The 23,232-nt window shown below is 71.1% G+C and carries 25 protein-coding genes; 24 read left to right on the top strand and 1 reads right to left on the bottom strand.

From position 1 onward, the window contains the following. Nucleotides 1-41: 41 nt before the first annotated feature. From ACIQR3_RS30265 to ACIQR3_RS30150, 24 genes are all read left to right on the top strand, one after another. A complete protein-coding gene (locus ACIQR3_RS30265) occupies nucleotides 42-935 on the top strand; it encodes an endonuclease/exonuclease/phosphatase family protein (RefSeq protein ID WP_403543827.1) in 894 nt (297 codons plus the stop codon). 203 nt (nucleotides 936-1,138) lie between these two features. Then, on the top strand, nucleotides 1,139-3,085 hold the full coding sequence (locus ACIQR3_RS30260; protein ID WP_403543826.1) for an ATP-binding cassette domain-containing protein: 1,947 nt from the start codon (nucleotides 1,139-1,141) through the stop codon (nucleotides 3,083-3,085). A 131-nt stretch (nucleotides 3,086-3,216) separates the two neighbouring features. Next, nucleotides 3,217-4,167, top strand: coding sequence for an NUDIX domain-containing protein (locus tag ACIQR3_RS30255; protein WP_403543825.1), 951 nt, complete (start codon nucleotides 3,217-3,219; stop codon nucleotides 4,165-4,167). 411 nt (nucleotides 4,168-4,578) lie between these two features. Next, nucleotides 4,579-5,406: an NUDIX domain-containing protein gene (locus ACIQR3_RS30250; RefSeq protein ID WP_403543824.1), complete on the top strand. Its 828-nt coding sequence runs from the start codon at nucleotides 4,579-4,581 to the stop codon at nucleotides 5,404-5,406. Nucleotides 5,407-5,440: 34 nt separating this feature from the next. Next, nucleotides 5,441-6,580 carry a hypothetical protein gene (locus ACIQR3_RS30245; RefSeq protein ID WP_403543823.1) on the top strand — a complete coding sequence of 380 codons (1,140 nt, stop codon included), beginning with the start codon at nucleotides 5,441-5,443 and terminating at the stop codon, nucleotides 6,578-6,580. 4 nt (nucleotides 6,581-6,584) lie between these two features. Next, nucleotides 6,585-7,250 carry a dTMP kinase gene (locus tag ACIQR3_RS30240; RefSeq protein WP_403543822.1) on the top strand — a complete coding sequence of 222 codons (666 nt, stop codon included), beginning with the start codon at nucleotides 6,585-6,587 and terminating at the stop codon, nucleotides 7,248-7,250. Then, the gene (locus ACIQR3_RS30235; RefSeq protein ID WP_403543821.1) at nucleotides 7,247-8,122 is read left to right on the top strand and encodes an isocitrate lyase/phosphoenolpyruvate mutase family protein; all 876 of its coding nucleotides are present in this window, start codon (nucleotides 7,247-7,249) and stop codon (nucleotides 8,120-8,122) included. Before ACIQR3_RS30240 ends, ACIQR3_RS30235 begins: the two co-directional genes overlap by 4 nt. A gap of 112 nt (nucleotides 8,123-8,234) precedes the next feature. Beyond that, on the top strand, nucleotides 8,235-8,705 hold the full coding sequence (locus ACIQR3_RS30230) for an NUDIX domain-containing protein (protein ID WP_403543820.1): 471 nt from the start codon (nucleotides 8,235-8,237) through the stop codon (nucleotides 8,703-8,705). A gap of 2 nt (nucleotides 8,706-8,707) precedes the next feature. Further along, the gene (locus ACIQR3_RS30225) at nucleotides 8,708-9,400 is read left to right on the top strand and encodes a TylF/MycF/NovP-related O-methyltransferase (protein WP_403543819.1); all 693 of its coding nucleotides are present in this window, start codon (nucleotides 8,708-8,710) and stop codon (nucleotides 9,398-9,400) included. After that, nucleotides 9,397-10,341 (top strand): NAD(P)-dependent oxidoreductase, encoded by a 945-nt coding sequence (locus ACIQR3_RS30220; RefSeq protein ID WP_403543818.1) that lies wholly within the window; start codon nucleotides 9,397-9,399, stop codon nucleotides 10,339-10,341. The genes ACIQR3_RS30225 and ACIQR3_RS30220 overlap by 4 nt, the downstream gene beginning before the upstream one ends. Then, nucleotides 10,338-11,246: a nucleotidyltransferase domain-containing protein gene (locus ACIQR3_RS30215; protein WP_403543817.1), complete on the top strand. Its 909-nt coding sequence runs from the start codon at nucleotides 10,338-10,340 to the stop codon at nucleotides 11,244-11,246. The genes ACIQR3_RS30220 and ACIQR3_RS30215 overlap by 4 nt, the downstream gene beginning before the upstream one ends. A gap of 34 nt (nucleotides 11,247-11,280) precedes the next feature. After that, nucleotides 11,281-13,161: a radical SAM protein gene (locus ACIQR3_RS30210; protein WP_403543816.1), complete on the top strand. Its 1,881-nt coding sequence runs from the start codon at nucleotides 11,281-11,283 to the stop codon at nucleotides 13,159-13,161. Beyond that, a complete protein-coding gene (locus ACIQR3_RS30205) occupies nucleotides 13,158-13,871 on the top strand; it encodes a 2OG-Fe(II) oxygenase (protein WP_403543815.1) in 714 nt (237 codons plus the stop codon). The genes ACIQR3_RS30210 and ACIQR3_RS30205 overlap by 4 nt, the downstream gene beginning before the upstream one ends. Before the next feature lie 78 nt (nucleotides 13,872-13,949). Beyond that, nucleotides 13,950-14,126 (top strand): hypothetical protein, encoded by a 177-nt coding sequence (locus ACIQR3_RS30200; protein WP_403543814.1) that lies wholly within the window; start codon nucleotides 13,950-13,952, stop codon nucleotides 14,124-14,126. A gap of 81 nt (nucleotides 14,127-14,207) precedes the next feature. Continuing rightward, complete coding sequence (locus ACIQR3_RS30195) at nucleotides 14,208-15,116, top strand: aKG-HExxH-type peptide beta-hydroxylase (RefSeq protein WP_403543813.1); 909 nt, start codon at nucleotides 14,208-14,210, stop codon at nucleotides 15,114-15,116. A 531-nt stretch (nucleotides 15,117-15,647) separates the two neighbouring features. Continuing rightward, on the top strand, nucleotides 15,648-16,163 hold the full coding sequence (locus tag ACIQR3_RS30190) for a hypothetical protein (RefSeq protein ID WP_403543812.1): 516 nt from the start codon (nucleotides 15,648-15,650) through the stop codon (nucleotides 16,161-16,163). 33 nt (nucleotides 16,164-16,196) lie between these two features. Beyond that, a complete protein-coding gene (locus tag ACIQR3_RS30185) occupies nucleotides 16,197-16,418 on the top strand; it encodes a hypothetical protein (RefSeq protein ID WP_403543811.1) in 222 nt (73 codons plus the stop codon). Nucleotides 16,419-16,435: 17 nt separating this feature from the next. Then, nucleotides 16,436-16,708 carry a hypothetical protein gene (locus ACIQR3_RS30180; protein ID WP_403543810.1) on the top strand — a complete coding sequence of 91 codons (273 nt, stop codon included), beginning with the start codon at nucleotides 16,436-16,438 and terminating at the stop codon, nucleotides 16,706-16,708. A gap of 37 nt (nucleotides 16,709-16,745) precedes the next feature. Continuing rightward, nucleotides 16,746-17,624 (top strand): M20 family metallopeptidase, encoded by an 879-nt coding sequence (locus tag ACIQR3_RS30175; protein ID WP_403543809.1) that lies wholly within the window; start codon nucleotides 16,746-16,748, stop codon nucleotides 17,622-17,624. A 138-nt stretch (nucleotides 17,625-17,762) separates the two neighbouring features. Beyond that, nucleotides 17,763-17,927, top strand: a complete 165-nt coding sequence (locus ACIQR3_RS30170) for a hypothetical protein (protein ID WP_403543808.1) — start codon at nucleotides 17,763-17,765, stop codon at nucleotides 17,925-17,927. 99 nt (nucleotides 17,928-18,026) lie between these two features. Continuing rightward, nucleotides 18,027-19,763 (top strand): asparagine synthase-related protein, encoded by a 1,737-nt coding sequence (locus ACIQR3_RS30165; RefSeq protein ID WP_403543807.1) that lies wholly within the window; start codon nucleotides 18,027-18,029, stop codon nucleotides 19,761-19,763. Further along, nucleotides 19,757-20,047, top strand: a complete 291-nt coding sequence (locus ACIQR3_RS30160) for a hypothetical protein (protein ID WP_403543806.1) — start codon at nucleotides 19,757-19,759, stop codon at nucleotides 20,045-20,047. Before ACIQR3_RS30165 ends, ACIQR3_RS30160 begins: the two co-directional genes overlap by 7 nt. After that, entirely contained in the window at nucleotides 20,044-20,460 is a 417-nt protein-coding gene (locus ACIQR3_RS30155; protein ID WP_403543805.1) for a lasso peptide biosynthesis B2 protein, read from the top strand. Before ACIQR3_RS30160 ends, ACIQR3_RS30155 begins: the two co-directional genes overlap by 4 nt. Before the next feature lie 231 nt (nucleotides 20,461-20,691). Continuing rightward, a complete protein-coding gene (locus tag ACIQR3_RS30150; RefSeq protein ID WP_403543804.1) occupies nucleotides 20,692-22,530 on the top strand; it encodes an ABC transporter ATP-binding protein in 1,839 nt (612 codons plus the stop codon). Between the two features lie 117 nt (nucleotides 22,531-22,647). On the opposite strand, the gene ACIQR3_RS30145 is transcribed toward ACIQR3_RS30150, so the two are convergent. Next, nucleotides 22,648-23,100 carry a nucleoside 2-deoxyribosyltransferase domain-containing protein gene (locus ACIQR3_RS30145; RefSeq protein WP_403543803.1) on the bottom strand — a complete coding sequence of 151 codons (453 nt, stop codon included), beginning with the start codon at nucleotides 23,098-23,100 and terminating at the stop codon, nucleotides 22,648-22,650. Nucleotides 23,101-23,232 lie beyond the last annotated feature (132 nt).

Raw genomic sequence — 23,232 nt, 5'->3', positions numbered from 1 at the left:
CGAAGAAATCACCCCGCCGACACCGCGTAAAGGAGAGATACTTGAACACTGACGACGAACTGAGGCTCATCTGCTGGAATCTCGAACGCAACGGGAGGGGACGCGAAGGTAACGAGGAAAACCGTCTTCTGGCACATCGCATCATGGCCCGGTATCAGCCACACATAGTATTCCGGCAGGAGCTAGCCGACGCGTGGAGCAACGGTAAAAGGGACCTGTATGAAGAGGCCAAGGCGCTCGGCGGCCTGAGCGCCTACATGTCCGCCCCGAAGGACGGACGCAGCCGCAAACCAGTCGGAGTGATGTTCGACCCTCGACTCTTCGAAATGGACGCACACACCGATCACGACCTGCCATGGAAACAGATCTGCCACCTACAGGTCCGTCTCAAAGGCTGCACCAAGCCGCTCCAGCTGGCATCCGCTCACCTGTGCCACTTCTCCCCCGAACTGCGCGCGGTAGAGGCCGCCCGGCTGACCGATCTAGCGGACCACGGCCGCACAGCCCTCATCGGAATGGACGCCAACAGTTACCCCCACCGGGCAGCCGACGAAATCATGACCGAGCCCATCGGCTGGGAAAAGATCGAAGATCCCGTCCACTACCAGCAGCGCACCATCGAGCGAAACGGTGCCCGCGTCCCCGACACCCGGCCCAGTGAAATCCTCACCGGAGGCAAGGGAATCTTCATCGACCTCGCCCACCATGCGGGCACCGCCTTGAACCAGCCAGACGCCTTGAAGCCCACGGCCAGTCTGCGGCGCACCGATCAGGGACCACCACAGCGCATCGACACCCTCCTCGCCACACCGGACCTGGTACCCGCGCTGCGCAGCGTCGAAGTCGTCGACTCGGGGGACGTCCGGCGCGTGACGGACCACGCGATGGTGGTCGCCCGTTTCACCCTGACCGAAGTGCACCGCATCCTCTCGTAAGTGCCCTGACTCCAGCCACCGCACAGCGTCGGCACCACCCGTGCAGACGAGCTTGGATCCGTGCACAACGGCCGGTGACGACCGACTCCGCCCCACGCATCCCCACGCAAGCTGCCCGACCCGGCCGAAACGCGTGCTTTCGCCAGCCGGGTCGTGTCGTTGACCCTCACGAGCAGGCCACCAGTTTCTTCAGGGGGACCACGTTGACTTCGCCCCGCACTCAACAACAGCCGACTTCCGATCCCGATATCGCAGACACGCACGCCGGCAACGACAGCAGCGCCCAGGACGAGGAATACCTGTACCGCGATCCCTCCCGGCTGAAGGCCGGCGCGCAGATGACGACCGGCACGATGGCCCGGCGGCTGCCCGCCCTGGTCCTGCGGTCACTGAAGATGGCGTGGCGGGTGGACCGGGGCGCGACGATGGGGCTGCTGGCGTGCCAGGTGGCCACTGGGGTGCTCGCCGCGCTGGGGCTGCTCGCGGTGACCGGGACGATCACCGCGCTGGTCTCCTCCGGCGATGTGGGTGACCGACTGTGGGAGGCGGCTCCGCAGCTGGCGGTGATCACCGGGGCCACCGGGCTGCGCGCGCTGCTGGGGATCATCGTGACGTGGCTGACGGGGCGGCTGCGGCCGGTGCTGGCCCGGGCGGCGGAGCTGACGATGATCGAGGCGGCGCTCGGCGCGGAGCTGGCCGCGAACAACAAGCCCGGCTACAACGACTATTACGACATCGCCGACCGTGGTGCCCAGGTCACTCCCGACCTGGTGACCGAGACCCAGGACGTGCTGGCCGCCACGGCGACGCTCGCCGCCGGCGCGACCGTGCTCACCGTGCTCCACCCGGCCCTCCTGCCCCTGCTCCTCGTAGCGTGTCTGCCGCAGGCCGCCGCCTATGTTCGGGCGGCCCGTGAGCTGTACCTCGCGGCGCTGGAGACCTCGGGGCGGCGGCGCATGCTGTACAAGCTGCGCTGGCACATGGCGTACATGGAGTCGAGCGAGGAGATGCGGGCCTGTCTGGCGGGTCCCTTCCTGCTGGCCCGGTACCGGCGGCTGGCCGCCTCGGTCAACGCCGCCGAGCGCAAGGCCGCCGACCGGGGCGTGTGGATGGGGCTGGCCGGCGCGCTCGCCGGCGGAGTGGCCTCGGCCGCGGTGTGGGCGGCGCTGCTGTGGCTTCTGGCCTCCGGCCGCATGGACCTCGCCGCGGGAGGCGGCGCGGTCTTCGCGCTGCAGACCGCCACCACGTCCGTGCGCGGCATCATCAACGCAGGCGCACGCCTGGTCCGTACCGGCTGGTACGTCCAGGACTGGCAGAACTTCCTCGACAACGCCCACGGGCAGGCCATGACGGCCTCGCGGGGCACCGCAACGCTGCCCAGGGCGCCGGAGCGGTTCGAGGTCCGCGAGGTCACCTACCGCTACGACGGCGCCGACACGGACAGCCTCAGCGACGTGTCGCTGCAGGTACGGCGCGGGGAGATCGTGGCGCTGGTCGGGGAGAACGGCTCGGGCAAGTCCACGCTGTCCCGGCTGCTGTGCGGCCTGCTGCTGCCCACCTCCGGCCAGGTGGCCTGGGACCACACGGCCACCGACCGGCTGGCGCCGTGGGAGGCGTGGCGTCACGTCGCGCTGGCCCCGCAGAAGTACACCTACCTTCCGCTGACCCTGCGCGACAACATCACCTTCGGACAGGGTGACACCACGGACTCCGCCGTCCTCGCCGCCTGCGAGGCGTCCGGCGCGTCCGACCTGCTGCCCGGCCTGCGCTCGGGACTCGACACACTGCTGACCTCGGAGTGGTTCGGCGGGCAGCAGCTCTCCGGCGGACAGTGGCAGCGCGTCGTCCTCACCCGCGCCTTCCACCGGCAGGCGGCCCTGCTGGTCATGGACGAACCCACCGCCGCCCTGGACGCACGGGCGGAGCACCGGATCTTCACCGGCCTGCGGGACCTGGCCAAGGACCGGGCCGTCCTGCTGATCACCCACCGGCTCGCCAATGTCGCCGTGGCCGACCGGATCATCGTCCTCGACGAGGGACGGATCGTACAGGAAGGCACATACGCGCAACTCACCAGCGAACCCGGACTGTTCCGTTCCCTGTGGGAATTGCAGCAGCGCACCGGAGGCGAGCCGAGTGACGACCGGTGATCCTCCCCCAGGCTTCCCACACGCCGACGAGAGGGAACCCGCCGCTTCGGACCTCCCGCACGTGCCTCGCAGAAGCGGCACAGCACGCACCTCACCGACCGCCGTGTCCATCACACGAGAGGCACCTTGTCATGACCGTCAACGTATCCGGCACCGCCTCGCTCCCCCACCAGCTGGCCAGTCATCCCGGCACAGCGGCCCTGTTGGTCGATGACGCCGGCCGGTATCTCCTGCACTTGCGTGACGCGAACAAACCAATTTGGCGTCCTGGGCACTGGGGGCTGCTGGGCGGGGGCACCGAGCCCGGCGAGCCGTGCGACCAGGCCATCGCCCGCGAACTGATGGAAGAAGCCGGTCTCACCATCCCCGGCCTGGTCCCCTTCCTCACCGTGGAGACCTTCGACCTGGCTGGCGCACTTGTGGACCAGGTCCTGGTCTACCTCGGCACCCTGAACCGGCCCGCGCACGAGATCCCTCTGCACGAGGGCATCCAACTGCGGTGGACGCACGCAGCCGAAACCGCCCACCTGACCATGGACCCCGGTACCGCGGCCGTCATCGCCGCACACCAGGCCGCCCCGCACCCCCGCCGCGACGCCACCGGCCGGCTGCCCGTCGTACGAGTCCGGGAGCCAGGCACGCACCGGGAGCGCAGCGTCGTCGGCGCCCACCTCGTCCTCATTCAGGACGGGACCGTCCTGCTCGGCAAGCGCCACCCCGACAGCGCCTACGCGCCGTCGACCTGGCACGTGCCGGCCGGACACCGCGAGGCAGGCGAGTCGGCCATGGCCTGCGTCGTCCGGGAGGCCGCGGAGGAGACCGGACTGATCATCACCGAGAGCGACCTCACCCTCGTCCACACCGTCGACCTCCTGGGACCCACCAGCCCTGTCCCTCGCCTCCAGCTCTTCTTCGCCGCCTCGCGCTGGCAGGGGAAGCCGGCCGTCCTGGAACCCGACCGGTGCACCCAGTGGCGTTTCTGGCCGCTGACCGCTTTGCCCGATCCCACGGTGGACTACACCCGCACCGCCCTGGACGGCATCTCCCGCGGCACTGCCTACACCGCCATGGGCTGGGACTGACCCGGCAGCCCGGTCCCCTGCCGGACAACCGGCACCGCAGTCGCCCCCGCCAACCGCCTCCCGGAAGGACCGGCCTTCTCGTGTCCGCGACACCGAACGACTGGAACACCGGCTACGCCGAAGGCCGCCGGTACCGCCCCTCAGCGCGCCCGTCCACCGTTGTGAAAGGCAGAGCCACGTGATCTCTCCCGTCCCACCTTCGGAAGCCCTTGCGGAGGGGATGCGGCTGAGCTGACACGAACGACCGGGCCGCGCCGGGTGAACCGCCGCTCCCGTTTGTCTTGCGCGGGCCCCCTGACAGCAACGGACCAGCCACAGCATCGATCGGAGGCACACGTGCCTGACGACACCCCTCAGGCGGTCTCAACCGTCCCTAGTCCGGCGGCGGAAGATGAACCGCAAGAGCACCACATGCACCTGCTCCCGCGGCACTACCGGCAAGTGGAAGCAGGCCGCAAGACGATCGAGGTCAGGGTGGCCACTCCGCAGAGGCAAGCTGTCGCAGCCGGCGACACGGTCGTCTTCCACGACCGGGACACGGGCCGGGAACTCGACGTCATCGTGCAGCGGATCACCCACTACCCCACCTTCGAGGATCTGCTCGGCTCGGAGAAGCCGACGAGCATCGACCCGGACGGGCCGCCCGAAGAACTGCTCCCCCGCCTCCGCAGCATCTACCCGCCAGCGCAGGAAGCTTTCGGCGTCCTCGCCCTCGAATTCGACCACCGCCCTGCGCGTCCGGGCCGCCCGCTGCCGATGACACCCACGCAGTACGCGCAGACCGTCCCCCACCACACGGTGTACGGGTGCCTGTACGTCCGCGACGAGCACGACCGGCCGGTCCAGCTGCGCTCGGTCTACGGCTCGCGGCTCTGGCAGTTCCCGGGCGGCAACCTCGATGTCCAAGGCGAGGACCCGCTCGAGACAGCCCGGCGTGAAGCGGTTGAAGAGACCGGCCTCGACCTCACTCTGGACACGCCGAGACTGCTCCTGACGCACTTCCTGCACGCCGGACCGGCCCAGCCGCTGAACAAGGTGGGGTTCATCTTCGACGGAGGGCAACTGACCGCAGACCAGCTCGGCCGAATTCGACTCGATCCCGCCGAGCACGACATGTGGGCCGTCCACGACCTCACCGCCTGGCAGAAGCTAATGGCACCGCGCGCCTTCGCCCGGCTCGACGCCATCGAGCGTGCCCGGCGCGGCGAGGGACCGGCCTGCCTCATCACGCACACCTGACCGCAGCCGCACCTACGCAGGAGGCACCATGCCCATGGAGGTCATCAACGCGCAGGCCGGGACGCTCTACGGCCAGAGACAACTGGCGCGCGCCTACATGCCGCCGGTTCCTGATCAGATGTTCTGGACGCCTTGGAAAGGTGTCGGACCGGGCGCTCACATCCTCGGTGACATCAGCGACCGCCGCGTCCTGGGCATCGGTTCCGGGGCCGGCCATCACGCCGTCTGTCTCGCGCCGGCCCACGGCGCCCAGGTCACCGGGGTCGCGTGCTCTCGTACTTCGGTGGCGTCCTCCCGCAGAACCGAGAATCAGGACCGTTTGCCCGGTCTCGGTCTCCGGTTGCCCGGGCTGCACGCGGCCGTGCGCCGTGATCGCGGGCGCTGTGTCGCGCCCGGTTCTGACACTTCCAGTAGGGGTGTCCTCATCCCCGAGAAAGGAGCCCGTGTGGCCCTCTCCCCATCCGGCCCGAACCTGTACGCGTCCTGGGAGACGCTCGTCGACGGACTGCAGGTCCAGCGCCTGGCCCTGCACCTGCCGCAACTGCGCGAGCAACTCCTCGCACCGCCCAGCAGCACCGCCTCGTTCACGCCGAACGCGCTGACCGCGCGCCCCGCCCCGCTCGCCGACCCGCTGGCCGAGGCGGTGATCGACCAGGCCGGACTTCAGCACTGGCTGCACCTGCCGGCCGAATACGGAACCATCGAAGCCGGGACGAACCCCTTGGCGGTGAGCGCCGACCAGGTCGCCGACACCCTGCTCAGGGGCGTCACCGATCCGGTTGTCCGCGCTGCGGTGGCCGCTGTGTGCACTGCGTCGGCTTGGTGGACAGGCGCGTTCGCTGTCATCCGTCACCTCGGCGTCCACCACACCTCCCTCCAGCCCGTCGATACCGCGATCACTCTGAAGACGCTGCAGGGCGCGACGAGCATCGTGGCCCTCGGCACCGCCCAGCGGATCCTCTCCGAACAGCTGCGCACCGCTTCGGCGGACGAGGCCGTGCGCATGGCCTACTGCCGCGCGATCACCGAGAGCATCGTCGTCGAGAGCCGACTTCCCGAGTTGCTGGACGAGCTGGGCGAGCTGCGGCTGGCCGACCTGGTATCGACGTCGATCCCGTGGCGTGGCCGGTTCACGAAGTACGCCGGGGGCACCGGCGCGGGGCAGGTGGAGTAAGCCGATGGACCGCTACCCCTTTATCGTCGTCGAGGGCCTGGACGGCACCGGCAAGACGACCCTCCGCAAGGGCTTGTTCCGCCTCTTCGAGGGCCTGTTCCGCATCACGCCGCTCGCCGTGCTGACAACCAATTTCCTCGACGCGGCAGTCGCGCTGGATCTGGTGGAGGGCAAGTACCAGCCCACCGAGGAGAACCGGGACCGCTACCTGGCGGCACTCGCGGCAGACAAACAGGCCACCGCCGACCGACTGATCGCCCCTGGCCTGCCGACCCGGCCGGTCATCGCGGACCGGTGGCTGCTGTCCGAATTGGCTTTCTTCGCGGTCAAGCACGACCGCGCCCCGAAGGAGACGTATGCCCGTCTCACCGAGCAGCTCCGCCTGGTGCCCGACCTCACGCTCGTCCTGGACATCACGCCGGAGACGGCGATGGAACGGGCTGCCGACCGCCCGGGGGACGCCACTCGCCCCGACTGGGACGTGATGGAGGTTCAGGCCAGGGTCCGGGAGGTCTATCAGTCCGTGGTCGGCACTCCTGGCGTGTTCCCCGCTCTGGGAGAGGTCGTCCGCATCAACGCAGCGCAGGACCGCGCCACCGTCCTGCACACCGCCTGGAAGGCCCTGGACCAGCACGGCCTGCTGCCCGACCGTGAAGGAGCCACATCGTGACCACTCCCACCGAGGCCGGCATAGCCCCGCTCGCTGCGCGGCTCACCGCCGCGGCGGGCGCCCGCCGTGCGCTGCGGGCGATCGGCGCCGCGAGTGCGGTGGCCGCCAGGGTCGCCGTGGAGACCGGCTTCGACGCCCTGTGGGTGTCCGGGCTGGAGGTCTCCACGGCCCTGGGGCTGCCGGACGAGAACGTGCTGGGACCGCGCGACCTGGCCGACACCGTCCTCGCCCTCACACGTACGGCGGCGCTGCCGGTGATCGTGGACATCGACAACGCCGGCGGCACACCGGCCACGGCCCGCCGGTTCGCCGGAGACCTCACCCGCGCCGGAGCCGCCGCCCTCTGCCTGGAGGACAGCGCCTACCCCAAGGTCAACTCTTTCGCCCTGCACCGCGGCCAGTCGCTCGCCCGCATCGAGACGGTGACCGAACAGCTCTCCGCGATGCGCGATGTCGCCGGCACCCGGTCAGCCCTGATCGCGCGGACCGAGGCCCTGATCTGCGGCGGGAGTGTAGCGGAGGCAGTGGAGCGGGCCGCCGCGTACGCGGCTTGCGGCGCGGACGCGGTGCTCATCCACTCCAAGGACCCCACCGGGCAGCAAGCCCTGGCCACGGCAGCCGCCTGGCCGGGCGCGGTACCGCTGGTGACCGTCCCAACCGCGTTTCCGCACCTGGCCCCGGACGATCTCGGCGCGGCCGGAATCGCCCTGGCCATCTACGCCAACCAGCTCTCGCGCGCCGCGCTCGCCGCCATGCGCCGCGCCGCAGCCTCCTTCCAGACCACCGGCTCCTTCACTGCCGGCGGAACACCACTGGCCGACGTCGCCGACCTCCTCCAGATCGCTGACCCGACCGCCCGCGCCTGCCTGTAGAAGGTGCCAGGCTCCGCCGCTCCACAGCCTTTCGCTCTGCTTCAGCCCGCACCACCAGCATCCGCCGGGCAGTCGGCCGCGGCGGGCTCGACGAGGGAAGGAACACCGCGCCATGACACCTCTGCCCCGCATCAGCGTGTCGGTCAAGGCCGCGATCGTCCACCAGGGCCGCATCCTGCTCATGTCCTACGACGACCATTCCGGCTTCCACTACAACCTGCCCGGCGGCAAGGCGAGGGTGGGCGAGCCGCTGCGCGACGCGGTCGTGCGCAAGGTCAAGGAGGAGACCGGCCTGCGGGTGCGCACCTCACGGCTGTTGTTCGTCGTCGAGTACGTCCCCGAGCAGTACAACGAAGAGTTCGGCACCGTCCACAAGACCCAGCACAACTTCCTCGCCGAACTCATCGACGAAAACACCACCCCGCGCAAGTCCGATCCGCCCGACCCGATCCAGATCGGCTTCGAGTGGGTGTCCCTGGAGGAGTTCGGCGGCAAGTATCTGCTGCCGCGGGTCAACCGGCAGCTGCTCGATGCCCTCGCCGGGAACCCGGCCGACCGCGACGTCCTCGTGGACCGGTGGTGATCATGCACCCCCGTCCTGCCACCACCGTGCTGAGCCTCGCGGAACTGCACGACTGGCTCCTGGAACATCACGGCGACACCGTGGACGCCGACCGCCTGCCCGCCATCCGCACTGAACTTGAGCAGCTCGCAGCCCGCAAGGTGCCCGGCGCCGTGGTGGAACTCGGCTGCTACCAGGGCGCCATGGCGCTGTGGATGCGCGCCGTCCTCGACGCCACCGGACAGCACCAGCGGCACGTCCACGTCTACGACTCCTTCAAGGGCCTGCCCGAACGCGGAACGAAGGACCCGGACCTGTTCGAGACCGGGTACCTGCGCGCCGAGCCGGACCAGGTGCTCGCCCTCCACGACCGCTGGGGCCGCACCCCGCCGACGATCCACCCCGGATGGTTCGCCGACACCCTCCCCAGCCAACTACCGGACCAGATCGCCTTCGCCTACCTGGACGGCGACTACTACGACTCCATCCACACCTGCCTGACCGCGTGTGTCCCGCGCATGGCCCCCGGCGGCACGCTGATCGTCGACGACTACGCCGACCTGGAGGCGAACCCGAAGGCATGGAACGGGCTGCCCGGCGTCAAGGCAGCCTGCGAGGACTTCTTCCGCGCCCCCGCGCCGCTTCAGGTCATCACTGGAGCCGGGGACCTCGCCTTCGGCCGCTACACCGCGCCCGCCACCGGGACCGAGCAGTGAGCGCCGTGCGCGAGGCTCCGCTCCTTGTCAGCGTGCGGGGAGCGGCCGACACCGTACTGCTGCAGCAACTCCTGCCCGGCTGCGCGATCCGGGAGATCACCGCGCTCGCCACTGTGGATCCAAGCCTTGCCGCCCGGGCCGAAGTGCTGGTGCTGCGGTCGGGGCACCGCCTGGACGCCGAGCGCCTGAGCGGGTGGCCGGCGCTGCGGCACGTAATCCGGGCCGGCTCCGGGCTGGACGGCATCGACGTCGACGGCCTGACCGCGCGGGGCATCAGCGTGCACCGCAACCCGGAGCCAGCGGCCGGTGCCGTTGCCGAATGGGCCCTGGCCGCGCTGCTGTCCCTCGCTCGCCGGATCCCGTACGGGCACGCCACCCTGCTTCAGGGGCGTCATGGCAAGCAGCACTGCCTCGCCCCGCCCCTCTCCCGGATGCGGGCAGCGGTCTGGGGCGCCGGGCCGGTCGGCCGGGCCTGCGCGCAGGCCCTCGCCCCGCATGCCGCCGAGGTCGCCTTCGCCGCCCGGCCGAGCCTGCCGGACACGTTGCCCTCACGACCCGGTCGTGACCTGCCCGCCTGGGCAGACGCCCACGTCGTGGCGCTTCCGCTCACCAATGAGAACCGCGGCCTGTTCGGGACCGAGTTCCTCGCCGCGGCGCGGGAGCGCCTTCCGCTGCTGATCTGCGTCGGCCGCCTCGGCACGCTCGACGTCGGCGCCTGTCTGCACGCGCTCGCCGACGGCCAGCTCAGCGGTCTCGCCCTCGATCCTGTCGAGGAATCGGATCTGCCGCTGTGGCCGGACGCCGCAGAGCCCGGCCCGCTGAACCTGATCGCCACCCCGCACATCGGCGCCCAGCGCAGCGACGTCCGCGCCCGCCTCGACCACTGGGTCGCCACGACCGCCGCCGACGTCCTGGCCGGTGCAGGGAGGACAGCCCGATGACCTCCACGCCGTGGCTGGATACGCGACTCCGGGTCGCCGAGCACGCCGCCGCTGCGCTGTCCGACCAGTACGTCGGCGCCGACGTGTGGCTGGTGGGCGCACTCGCCGAAGGGCTGGCCCACCAGAACAGTGACGTGGATCTACTCCTGATCACCAAGAAGCCCGTCCCCGGGCCGGGCTCGTGCCTCATCGACGGCGTCCGCATCGACGTACGGGCGGTCAGCCAGAGCGCCGTGCACGAATGGCGTGCGCTGCTCGACGCGTTCACCGTGACTCGCGACGACATCGAGACGTTCCGCACCGTCCGAGCCCGGCTGAGCGACCTCACCCACCTGCGCACGGCCCGGCTGCTCTCCACGGCACCGGCCCCTGCGAAGGTCTTGGCGCCCGGGCAGCGGGCCACCTATCAACGATGGGCGCTCGCGGACCGATGCGAGGTCGCGGCGAGCCTGGCCGAGGATCTGCTCGGTCTGGCCCAGGCGGGCCTGTACCCGCACGCCGACCTCGTGTGGGACCAGCTCGCCCGCGTCGTCGCCCAGAGCGAGACCGTGGCCGCCGGCGCTCCGCTGCTCGGTGAGAAATGGCTGCCGAGCCTGCTGAGCAGAGACGACGCTGACCGGTTCGGGCCCGTGCCCGCGTTGCCCGAGCCGCGGTGGCAGAGCGCCGCCGCGCACAGTCCCTTCTTCGCCGCCGTCCAGGCCCGCCTCGCCGACGCCCTGCTCGCACTCTGGCCCACCGAAGCCGAGCCGGAGCCGGTCGACGAGGCGGGGCTCGGCGGCTTCGGATGGCTGCCGCAGCGATACAGCGACGGCTGGTTCCTGCGCCGGGGCGATGTCCGTGTCCCGCTCGCCGACGGCCGGATGCGCGCCTGGCAGCAGTCCGCCGCCAAACGCGCCCGCACCTGAACGCATCCACTCACCCGCGACCGGGGAGGTCCCGATGCCCAGCACACTCACCATCCCCACGACAACCGTCGGCGCCGAAATGTGGCGACCCCTGGAGGACACCGACCACACCGCAGCGGTCTCCGTCGTCCTCAAGCTGCGCGGCGAGACCTGCGACGTCGACTGCCTGTACTGCTTCGAGAAACGGAAACTCGCCCCCGGCGGCGCCCAGATCACCGTCAAGCACATCCGCCGCCTCGGCCAGATCTTCGGTGAGCGGCCTCTCGCGATCGAACTGCACGGCGGGGAGCCCCTGACCCTCGGCAAGGACGCCATGGCCGCGCTCCTCGACGAACTCGCCGCCCAGCCCACCGTGCACCGCGTCCACCTGCAGACCAACGGCGTGCGGCTGGACGGCGAGTGGCTCGACCTCTTCGACGCCCACTGCCCGGGCCTGCACATCGGCATCTCCATGGACGGCGACGAACAGGGAAACTCCTGGCGCGTCGGCTACGACGGCACCGCGATCTACCCGCACATCGTGGACGCCCTGAATCTCCTGGCCGAGCACGGACGCACCTGCGGCATCGTCACCGTGGTCACCCCCGCCGTCCTGGGCCGCGCGGCAGAGGTCATCGACCACATCGCTTCCTTCGACGCGGTACGCGCCATGCACCTCCTGCCCGCCTTCGACACCACCGTCACTAAGCCGCTCACGGCGACCGGCCGCCGTACCAGCCCCAGCCGTCGTCTCCAGGCCCGTGCGGTCGGCACCGACGGCCCGGACTGGGCGATCACTCCCACGCAGTACGCCACCTTCGTCCTCGACGCCGCAGCCCGCTGGATCGACGCCGGCCACTTCCGGCGAATCAAACTGGACCCGGCCGTCGCCACGATCCGCCGCCTCAAAGGACTGGACACCGCCCACTGCCACTTCGCCGCCCACAAGTGCTCCCACGTCTTCACCGCCTACCCCGACGGCCGCGTCGGCTCGTGCGACGAACTTCCCTGGCCCCAGGCCCACCTGCTGCCGCTCGCCGCCGCCCGCAGCGAGTCGGACATCACCGAGGCCCAGCACGCCAACCCGCTGCTCACCGCCGGACGGGAGCTGATGACCAAGTGCACCTCCTGCCCATACCGGACTGTCTGCGGCGGCGGGTGCACCGCGACCCGCTGGCGCATGCTGCAGGCAACCGGCAGCGACGACGCGTACTGCGACCACCGAGGCCGTCTCATCGACGGAATGGCTCACCTGCTCGCCGCCCCCGACCACCCGGCCGGCGCCCACTGCCTCCGCGCCCGCTGGCGACCCGTCGTCCCGAACGCCATGGATGACGTCGACGCCTTCCTCGCGCGCTGGGACGATCCGGCAGCCCACCGTTCCCCCACGCGGCTCCGCGCCGGCGCCCACGGCAACATCAAGACCGCCGGGCTGCCCGGCGAGCAGACGGCCGACGACCTCGACCCGCACCGCCCCCAGTGGCGCGAGGACATCGAGGACCGGAGGTGGCCACTGGTCGACACGATCACCCGCAGCTGGAAGGCCGTCACCCACGACGCCTGCCAGGGGCACGCCCGCACCGGCACGGGCCTGCCCCCATCGGCATTCCGCGTCGGCCTGCTGCCGCGCACCCGCGCCGAGTACGCCGCGCTCGCCGCCCGGCTCTGCCACACGCTCGCCGCCGCCGACGGCTACCTGCCCGCCGCCATCACCGCGCACGTCGTCCGAACTGATCTGACCAGCACCGGGACCGGTCGCCGGCACCCGGTCCTCAACCTCACCCTCACCCCGGCCGCCGGCCGCACGTGGCCCGACTACTTCTCCGGACTCGACCAGGCCGTGCGCACGCTCACGCACGCTGCCCGACACGCCCCAGCGGTCACCGGATGCGCCTGCGCACTCCGCCCGCCCCGCCCTACCCGGGAGGCACGGTGATCCACATAGCGGAGACGCTCACCGTCTCCAGCATCGAGAACTTCCTCACCCCCGACGAAATCACCACCCTGATCACCGTCGTGGATGACGCCCTCGGCGATGACGGCTTCCGCCGTTTCGACACCGAGCGCACCACTACCCTGCACTCCATCCCCGGCCACAGCAGCAAGCAGGCCATGGCCGTCTACGAGCCCGCCGGCCGCCTCGAAATCCACCCGCCGCCCGAACCCGCATCCGAGATCCTCACGCAGGCAGTCGAACGGTCGATGCCCGCACTACAGCGAGCCCTGCCAGCCCTGACCTCATGCCGCGAATGGATGTACGTCGAGTACGCGCCCGGACAGCACATCACCCCACACGTCGACGGCATCGCCCCCCACCCCACCGGCCCCGTCCGTCAGCTCGCCGGGATCAGCGTCGTCCTCGACCACGCCGAAGACGGCGGGGAGTTCTTCGTCGAAACCACCTCCCACCCCGCCCTGTGGAGCGACCAGCACGGCGGCGACGGCTACCACCCGGCCATGGCGTTCACACACGACGGCGCTGACCACTCCGCCGACTGGTTCCGCACCATGCCGCGCACCCGCTGGAACGTACGACCCGCCCCCGGCACCGCGCTGCTGTACGGATCCCAGGTCGTCCACGGCACCGAGCCGGTCCGGGCGGGGCGCGAGCGCAAATTCATCAGCTGGCTGATCAGCCAAGCCTGATCCGGCCATGACCCCGCCCATCCGCAGCCCGCCCTCGTGCGCTGCATCCCGACCAGTCCCTGCAACCCGGAGGAAGAGATGACAACGACCGATACGTGCGACGAGTTCCTCGCCGCCGTGGACCAGCTGCGCGACGACGGCGGCACCGTGCGCCTGACTGCCCACACCTCCAGCGTTTCCGCCGACGCCTGGAGCGCCCCGGACACCGGCGCCGAACCGGCCCCGGCCACCCCGGCGGCGGACAGCGCCAGCTGATCGGGCCAGCCCGTTATCACAGCCCCGGTGCCGGCGCCCCACGGCCCGGCACCGGGGCCCACCGCCAAGGAGCCTCCCGACATGAACGACATCGCCGCCGCCCTCGGCCTGGACGCCATCACCACCCATCGCCGCGAACGCACCGCCGCCACGCTGACCCTGCTCCGCCCCGGTCCCGTCGCACCGCCGGAAGACGAGGCGCTGCCCTTGGCCTACGCCCTGGCACACCACCGGCTCGAAGGCGCCGAGAACGCCGCCCGACGCCGCGATACGACCACCCTCGACTGGTACCGCAACACCGCCGGGCCAGTCCTGGCCCGCCTGACCCACCGCTCCCGCCTCGGCCCGCGCATCGTGATCGCCCCCCACGAGGACGAGATGATCCGCAGCCCGCACTCCGACACCCCGTACTACGTCCTCGGCCCCGACACAACCAGCGCCGCCCAGTCCCTGACCGTGCTGGCCGACGACGCCTTCGACCACGTCGCCGCCACCGGCCTCGACGAGCTCGTCGAGGCTCACGCCGCCGTGATCTGCCTGACCGGCCAACATCGCCCCGACCAGACCCTGCGCAGCTTCGCGATCACGCGGCTCCCGGCAACCGTCTTTACCGACCACACCGGCGACGCTGCCGTGCTGGGCCGCGACCTCGTCCACGAAGCCGCCCACAACTGGCTCAACGACGCCCTCGCCGCGGTCCACCTCACCATCCCCGACGAGACGTACTTCTCCCCATGGCGCGGCATCCAACGGCCCGCGTACGGATTCCTCCACGCCTGCTTCGCCTTCCCCCTCACAATGATCTACGCCGCCCGGGCGCGGCCCGGCGCCACCGAGGCCGGGCGCGCCGTCCTCGCCGACCACGAACGCCAACAGCGCCCCCGGCTGGCCGCCGCCCAGGACGACTTCAGCCGCGCCCTGAAGCTGATTCGCGACCCCGGGCTGCGCGAACGACTCGACACCGTCTTCCAGCACGCCCGCACGCTCTGAACCATCGATAGAGCGCGAAGACCTCAAAACTTCCCGCAAGCCACTCGCCCAGCCCTCACCGTCCAGGACGGCAGCCTCACACAGCCATCAGGAGCCCCACGTTGGAGAACTTCTTCACCCCAAGAAGATCTGGAAGGACGGGGGCCCTTCCCGCGCGTCCTCGTGCTCCTCGGCAAAGACCCGGAGTTCCGCGACTACGCACGCCTACTCTCCGAGTATGGCGAGAAGCTCGGCATCATCCCCGAGGACTGGCTCCATGCCACAGCCACGGGCGGCCCTGGACGGTGCCGTACGGGGTGAGCCCGCGCCGTTGGCGGGCCTCACACACGGAAGTCTGGGTAAATATGTCAGCCATCCAGTGCGCCTGTCACACGGGAACAGGGTGCTGAACCAGAGCCTGTGGGGCACTTTCGGTGCTTTCGCGGTCTTGGACGAGAGCTGCTGCGGGCTGCCTTGGCTTCAGCGTTGTCTGCAGCAACTGCACTCAGATTGTGGATGGTTGGGCACTCCTGGTCGGCGGAGGGGGATGTGGTGGCTACTGGCAGCGGCGCGGACTCGTTACTCAAGCGGGCTCGGCTTGCGCGGAACCTGACGCTGGAGGAGGCGGCCGAGGCATTGAACGCGATCACGGGACTGGCGGCGGATGCGAGTCTGGTGAGCGCGTGGGAGTCGGGTCGGCGCCGTACGGGCATGCGGAACCGTGCGGGACTGTGTCAGTTGTACGGCGAGCGGCCGGAGGCGCTGTTCGTTCATCAGGACGGTCCGGCCGCGAGCGTGCTGGAGACCTCGGGCACGGCGGTGGTGGTCGAGGTGCTGACTCGCTGGACGGATCTGGTCGAGGCGATGATCGGTGTCGTCGCCGGTGCGCGGGAGCAGTTGGTCGTCACCGGTTCCCGGTCGCGGGAGAAAGCGTACCTGGCGGCGGTCGAGACGGCTGTGTCCCAGCATCCGGACCTGGTTCACTACCGTGTGCTGTACGGGCCTCCGCGGCATCGTGCGCTCGCCGACCACTTGGTGAGGCTGCTGGAGCTGCGTGATCCGGGCTAGCGCCGTAACGGAGTCAAGACGCTCCACATCGGCATGGTGGAGTCGCCCGAGGCGCTGGAGAGGTTCTTCGTGGCCTCGGAGAGCGCGGCGGTGGTGCCGCTGCCCTCGTTCTACGGTGCGGAGGGATTCGACTGCGGTGTCCTGCTCGGTCGGGAGGCGGCGGGCCTGGTCCACCATGGTCGGGAGGCGTGCGCGTCGGCGCGACCGGTGGAGACGATCGAGGCTGTCTGCGCGCTGCCGGTGCGGCACCGTTAGAAGGGGCGAGGAGAAGCGTGATCGAGGACTTCCAGCAGGTGGCCCGGGTACGTGTGGCGTCGGTGGTGGAGCTGGCCCAGGAACTGGTGCGGCGGCCGAGCCGGGGCGGGATCGACGACTACGGTCCTGTTCTCGCCGTGCTGGAGGACTGGCTCGCGGCTCAGGGCCTGGCCCATCGCCGTCTGCACGATGACGCGGGGGGTCTGGTGGGGCTGCTGGTGGAGGTTCGAGGCGGGCTGCCTGGCCCGTGGTGGACGTTGGACGCGTGCGTGGACCCCTCCGTACGGTGATGAGTCCGCCTGGTCGTTCCCGCCGGCGTCCGGCGCGGTGGTTGACGGCTGGCTGCTGGGGCGGGGTGCGGCCGACTCCAAGCTCGCCGCAGCGATGTTCTGCCACATCGCCGCCGACCTCGCCCCGGCCGCCGAGACGCTGCGCGGTGGCCTCGCCGTGCTCCTGGACGTCGACGAGCACACTGGGGGGTTCGGCGGCGCCCGCGCTTATCTCGCCGATCAGGCCGCGGTCCGGCCGGCCGGCGTGATGATCGGTTACCCGGGCCTGGAGGATGTCGTGGTCGGCGGGCGGGGGCTGTGGCGGGCGTCGATCACCGTCCACGCCCCTTCCGGGCACTCCGGCTCCAGCAAGACCGTGGTGGGCGCGGTGTCCCGGGCCGCGCACCTGGTCCGGCTCTTGGATGCTGCCGCTCTGCCCGCCGACTGCGGGGATTCGGGGTTTCCGCTGCCGCCGAAGCTGTCGGTCACCGCTTTCCACGGTGGCCAGGGCTTTTCCGTCACACCGGACCGGGTCGATCTCAACGTCGACATCCGCACCGTTCCGTGCTTCGACGCGTATGCCGCCGAGACCCTCGTGCGCAAGGCCGTCGCGGAGCTCGACGCGGAGCTGCCCGCCCCGGTTTCCACGGAGGTTGTCCCGGTGGCCGTGTGGCCGCCGTTCCGCCTGTCCCGGGACGAGCAGCCGGCCGCCGCTCTGCTCGGCGCCGCCGCCGGGGCGGGGCTGAAGGTGCGGGCCAAAACAGCGGGGCCGTCGAACATCGGCAATCTGCTGGCTGGGGAGGGCATTCCGGCCACCGCCGGATTCGGTGTCGCCTACGAGGGGCTCCACGGGATCGACGAACGCGCCCGGCTGGCCGATCTGCCTGCGGTGTACGCCGTCTACCGGCGAGCCGTGCTCGGCCTGCTGGGGGCCTGACGTCCCAGGGGCGTCCCAGGTTCCTTCCAGATCCGCTCCCAGCAAGTACCCAACTACGTCTCTGGGAACGGCTTCCCGATCGCGGTGACATAGAGGCAGCACCACCTCACAGGTCCACCGAGACAAGGGAGATCGGCCATGGCCGAGCAGCTCACCCCCGCCCCGCAGCAGCCCGCCCCCACGACGGCGACCGTGCCCGCCACGGGCGGCTTCGCGCCGCGGTTCACCACCCACCCGGTCGGCGTGCTGACGCTGGGCAGCCAGAAGGAGAACGACGCGGACAAGGAGTGGTACTTCGAGTGACCTGCTGATGCAGGACCTCACCGCGGGGGCCCGGCACGCCGGGCCCCCGCCCTCGTTCACGGCTGGCGGACAGGGAGGGTCGGGATGGCGACGGAGTGGATGACGAGCAGCACGAGCGGGCCGGGAGAGCCGGTCGGCGACTTCACGGGGGTGCGGCACTGCGGCAGCGGCCGGGTGCGGGTGGTGACGGACGGACAGGTCCGGCTGGCGGTGCTGGGGGACTGCGGGGCCGGCGAACATGAGCTCGCCGGGATGCTGGCCGCGGTTGCGGCAGGCCGGTGGGAGGCGGTGGCACGGTGGCCGGGCTCGTACTGGGTCCTCGCGGAGAACAGGCGGCACCGGTTCGTCTGCGGCGACCTGGCCGGAGTCCGGGCCCTGTTCTACACCCAGCACCCGGTACGGGGTGCGGTGTGGGCGACGCAGCCGCGGCTGCTCCAGCAGCAGCGCCTGGCGGCGGACGTGCCGTTCCTCCTGGCCCGGCTGGTGGCCGGTGAGCAGCACTGGCCGCAGCGCACTGTCTACGCGGACGTCCGGCAGGTGCCCGGCGGGTACGGACTGCTCCTTGCGGACGGTGTGCCGCCCCGGCTGGTGGACGTCACCGGCATCGAGCCCGCCGACGGGCTACGCCGCGGCGCCGGCCGGCTGGGGCAGGAACTGACCGAGGCTGTCCAGCGCCGTGTCCGGGCTGCCGGGGGCATGGTGAGCGCGGACCTGTCGGGGGGACTGGACTCGTCGACGGCCGTGGTGCTGGCCGCCGCGAGGGGCCCGGTGCATGCCGTGACCTACACCGACGGCTACACCAGCGCCGAGGACGCCTCCTACGCCGCCCGTGTCGCCGCACACACCCAGGCCACGCACACGGTCGCCTGCGGCGGCGAAGAGGAACTGCCGTTCTCGCGCGGCCCGCAGAACGTGGAGGCGTGCGAGCCAGTGTTCGCCATGGCCAACTGGGCGATGGACGCCCGGTATCTGGCGCCGGTCGCGGGCCTGCCGCGGCATCTGACGGGACACGGCGGGGACGTAGTGCTGGACGCCTCGGCGGCGGGCTGGGTGCGGCTGGCGCAGACGGGCCGGCGCCGCGAGGCCCACCGCCAGGTGGTGGCGTTCGCCCGGCTGCGCAACACCGCGCCCGGGCCGTACTGGCAAGCCGTGCGGGAAGCCGCCCGTCTGGGGAGGTGCGGCGCGCTGGAGCAGGCCGCCGCCGTGCTGGAGCGCGGCATGCCCGACCGGGACACCGCGGCGCGCGGGTGGGCGTGGTGCCGGCTGGGTGCGGCGGCCTCGTGGCCGACCGAAGAGGGACGCGGGCACGTCGCCGCCCTGCTGCGCGAGGCCGCCGCCGACGGCCGGCAGCCGGAGGCGGCCGACGTCTTCGACGACTGGGCGGCGCTGCGTGCGATGGGCACCTCCGCTCGTGGCTTCGCCCCCTACGCGCAGGCCCTCGGCATCCACCCGGCCTATCCGTATCTCGACAACCAGGTCGTGCGCGCGGCGTTCGCCGTCCCGGCCCTTGCCCGGCGCGGGCGCCAGAGCTACAAGCCGCTGCTGGGGGCGGCGCTGCCGCAGCTTCCAGACTGGCTGACCTCCCGCCGTTCCAAGGGCTCGTTCACCGCCCAGCGCATCGCCGGGCTCGCCCGCCACCGCGAACAGCTCGACGAGCTGATGGCCGTCGGCCCGCTGGCCGGTAGCGGCCTCGTCGACACAGCGGCTGTCCGGGCCGCGCTCACCCGGGCAGCGCGCGGCGAGAGCGCTGCGGGCATCGCCGAACTCCACCAGTACATTGTCACGTCCTGGTGGCTGAGCGGCCGGCCCGCCCGCCAGGAGGTGGCAGCGTGCTGACTCCCGCGCCCCACATCGCCCACGCCGGCGGCCCGCACGGCACAGCCGTGCTCGACATCCGGCGGGCAACCTGGCTGATGTTCGACGCGGACGCCTCGGTGATCTGGCATGCCATCACCGTCCGCGGCGGCATCGAGGGCCTCGCCGACGAGATCGCCGTACCCGCCGGGCAGAACCCCCAGGCCGTCGACTGCCACATCCGCTCCTTCGTCGACGAGCTGCTGGCCGCCGGCGTACTGATCGACACCGACCGTCCCCGAAGCCGAAGGAGGTGGCGGCGATGACGGTCATGGCACCCGCCGCCCGGCCCACCACCCCGCGCCGCTACCGCCTTGTTGCCGCCGTCGCGCTTGCCCTCTCCCTGGGGCTGGGACGGCTGCCGCTGCGCTGGCAGATCGCTGCCGTGCGAACCCTGCGCCACCTGCCCTGCGCGCCCCTGGCCCGCCTGGAGGCGCTGCACACGGCGGTGCTCGCCGTGGTCCCCATCTGGTGGCCGGGGCGGATCGCCTGCATGGAGATCAGCCTCGCCACCGTCATCGCCACCGCCCTCACCGGCCGCCGCTCGGCCTGGGTGCTCGGCGCCCGGTTCCTGCCCCACACCGCGCACGCCTGGGCCGAGGTGCCCGAGGGCACGGTCGGCCGGGACATCGGCGACGCCGTCGACCGTCCATGGACAGCGGTCCTGACCGTGCCGTAGACGGGCAGGAGGACACTGCGCCCTGCCGGACCTCGCCGGCACCGAATCACAACATCACCCGAACGAGTGAATGCCGGAACGTATCACTGACGGCAGGCGGGTCCGACCAGGCACGTCGGCAAGAGCGCGGAACAACTCTGTTGCCGGGACGGCCCCTTCACCGCCCTGATGGGGCGCGTGCACACTTTTCCGTCCTCCCCTTCTGCCACCAGCTCGGGCCAGCCGCCGGCCATGCGCCTGGCCGCCGACCGGCACGCCGACGCCGGTGCAGATCTGTCCACCTGGGCGATCGCCCGCCGCCTGCCGTCCGCGCTCGCCCAGGCCGCCCGGCTGGGCTGGCGCACCGACCGCCGCGCGCTGCTGGCCCTGCTCCTGTGCCAGGCGGGCACCGCCGCCCTCACCGCGACCGCGCTCACGGCCACCACCCGCGTCCTGTCCGCCGTCCTCACCGGCAGTGCCGGCATAGCCGACGGCCTACGTGAGAACCTCACCGCCACCACGGTGCTCGCCCTCGCCGCCTCGGGCCGCTACCTGCTGGACGCCTTCGCCCGTGCCTTCGCCGCCCGCCTCGCCCCGAAGGCCGTACGCGAGGCCGACCTCCGGGTCATCACCGCGGCAACCAACGCCGAACTGGTCGCCTACGAGGACCCGGACTTCTCCGACGCCCACACCGCCGCCGCCAGCGGAGCCGCCAAGACCGGCGACCTCATCCTCGACGCCCAGCTCCTCACCTCCGCCGCAGCGCAGATGATCGCCGCCGCGACCGTCGTCACCGTGCTGCACCCGGTGATGCTGCCCCTGCTGCTCGTCTCGGCCGCTCCCTGCGCCTGGGGAGCCGTACGGGGTGCGCGGATCGAGCACGCGGCCCACCACCGCAACCTCGCCGACGCCCGCCTGCGCAACGTCTTCCGCTCCTACACCACGGAGCGCAACACCGCCGACGAGGTCCGCGCCAGCACCATGGCCCCCTTCCTCCTCGGGCAGTACCGCATAATCTCGGGCCGTCTGGAAGCCGAACAGCTCACCGCCCACCGCAAGGCCCTCCTGGTGAAGGGCGCCGGGGACTTACTGACGGCGGGCGGCACCGCAGCGACCTGGGGACTTCTTGTGCTGCTGGTCGCCGGCGGGCACATGCAGCTCGCGGCGGCCGGGACGGCCGCCCTCGCGGTACGGACATCCGGAGCCGCGCTCACCACGACGGTGCGAGCCGGGGCCCGCCTGTTCCGCACCTGCCTGTCCCTGGACGACTGGGCCCGCTTCCTGACCGTCGCCAACCGGTGGGCCACCCGCCGCGGCCACGCAGCCATCCCGGTGGACGGCCCGCACGTCATCACAGCCGCCGACGCGTCTTTCACCTACCCCGGCGCCGCCGTCCCCGCGCTCGACGGCATCACCCTGTCCCTCAAACGGGGCGAAGTCATCGCCCTGGTCGGCGAGAACGGCGCGGGCAAGACCACCCTCGCCCGCCTCCTGACCGGCCTGTACCTGCCCACCAGCGGTGCGGTGCACTGGGACGGCATCGACCTGGCGGACGCCGACCCCGACACCGTGCTGGACAAGGTCGCCCTCGTGCCGCAGGACTACACCCGCTGGCCACTGGCCGCCCGCGAGAACATCACCCTCGGCCAACCCCGCCCCAGCGGCGACACCGCTGTGCGCGAAGCCGCCGAAGCATCCGGCGCCGACACCGTCCTGGCCGGCCTGCCACACGGCCTGGACACCTCGCTGGCCCGCTCCTGGTGGGGCGGCCACGACCTGTCCGGCGGACAGTGGCAGCGCATCGCCGTCGCCCGCGCCTTCCACCGCGACGCCCCCGTACTGATCATGGACGAACCCACCTCCGCCCTCGACGCCCGCGCCGAACACCACATCTACACCCGACTCAAGGCCCTCGCCTCGGGCGGACGGGCCACGATCTTCATCACCCACCGGCTCGCCAGCGCCCGCCTCGCCGACCGCATCGTCGTCCTCGACCGGGGCCGCATCTCCGAGACCGGGACCTACGAAGAACTGATCGAAAAGGCCGGCTGCTTCTTCGAGATGCTGAAGTTGCAGGAAGACCGGGCCTGAACGCACAGGCGCCTATTAACCACTGCTCCTGGCTCTGTTCACGAGTCGTGAACAGAGCCATCTGTGAACCGACACGAATGGCAGCCGGGCTGGCTTAACGGTTCGAGTGGGCCTCGATCACCGTGAGGCCCGTATGGCTGTGCGGCTCGCTTCGATCGTGTCTTGCAGTGTGGTGTAGATCTGAAGCTCCGGGCGTGCGAGGGAGAGCTGCGCCACCACATTCGTACGGCGCACATAGCCGGGATCGGTTCCGACGACCAGAGCGCCGCCCTCACCGACGAGCCTACCCAGTTCGTACAGAGCGATCGGCTGGTGGCTGGTGGACGACTCCGGGAACCAGAACACGACGAGATCAGCTCGGCGCAGATGCCGGTACTCCCAACCGACCTGAGCTGTTTCGGCGTTCGGGTCGTGCAGCGGAGAGTTGCTGCGGCGCGGATTGCACACTGTGACGTCCAGGTCGTCGAGCGCGGCTGTCACAGTCTTCTGCCAGTCGGGGCATTTAGAGATGCCACCGGCTAGGAACAGACAGAAGCCGGAGCCGACGAACTCCTCTTCGATTGCCAGCACTCGATGACGCTACCCCGTTCTCGTCGGCGACCCACCCACTTTGTCGACGCCGTGAGTTCCGTGTACGCGGCATGTCGTGGACGGGCATGATAGGTCCATGCACGGTCCTACCGGCGGTCCGGGTCGCGACTG

It is taken from the genome of Streptomyces sp. NPDC090994, assembly GCF_044768905.1.
Taxonomy (GTDB): Bacteria; Actinomycetota; Actinomycetes; order Streptomycetales; family Streptomycetaceae; genus Streptomyces.
Note: the sequence above shows the minus strand (reverse complement) of the source record. Positions and strands in the feature narration are given on the sequence as shown.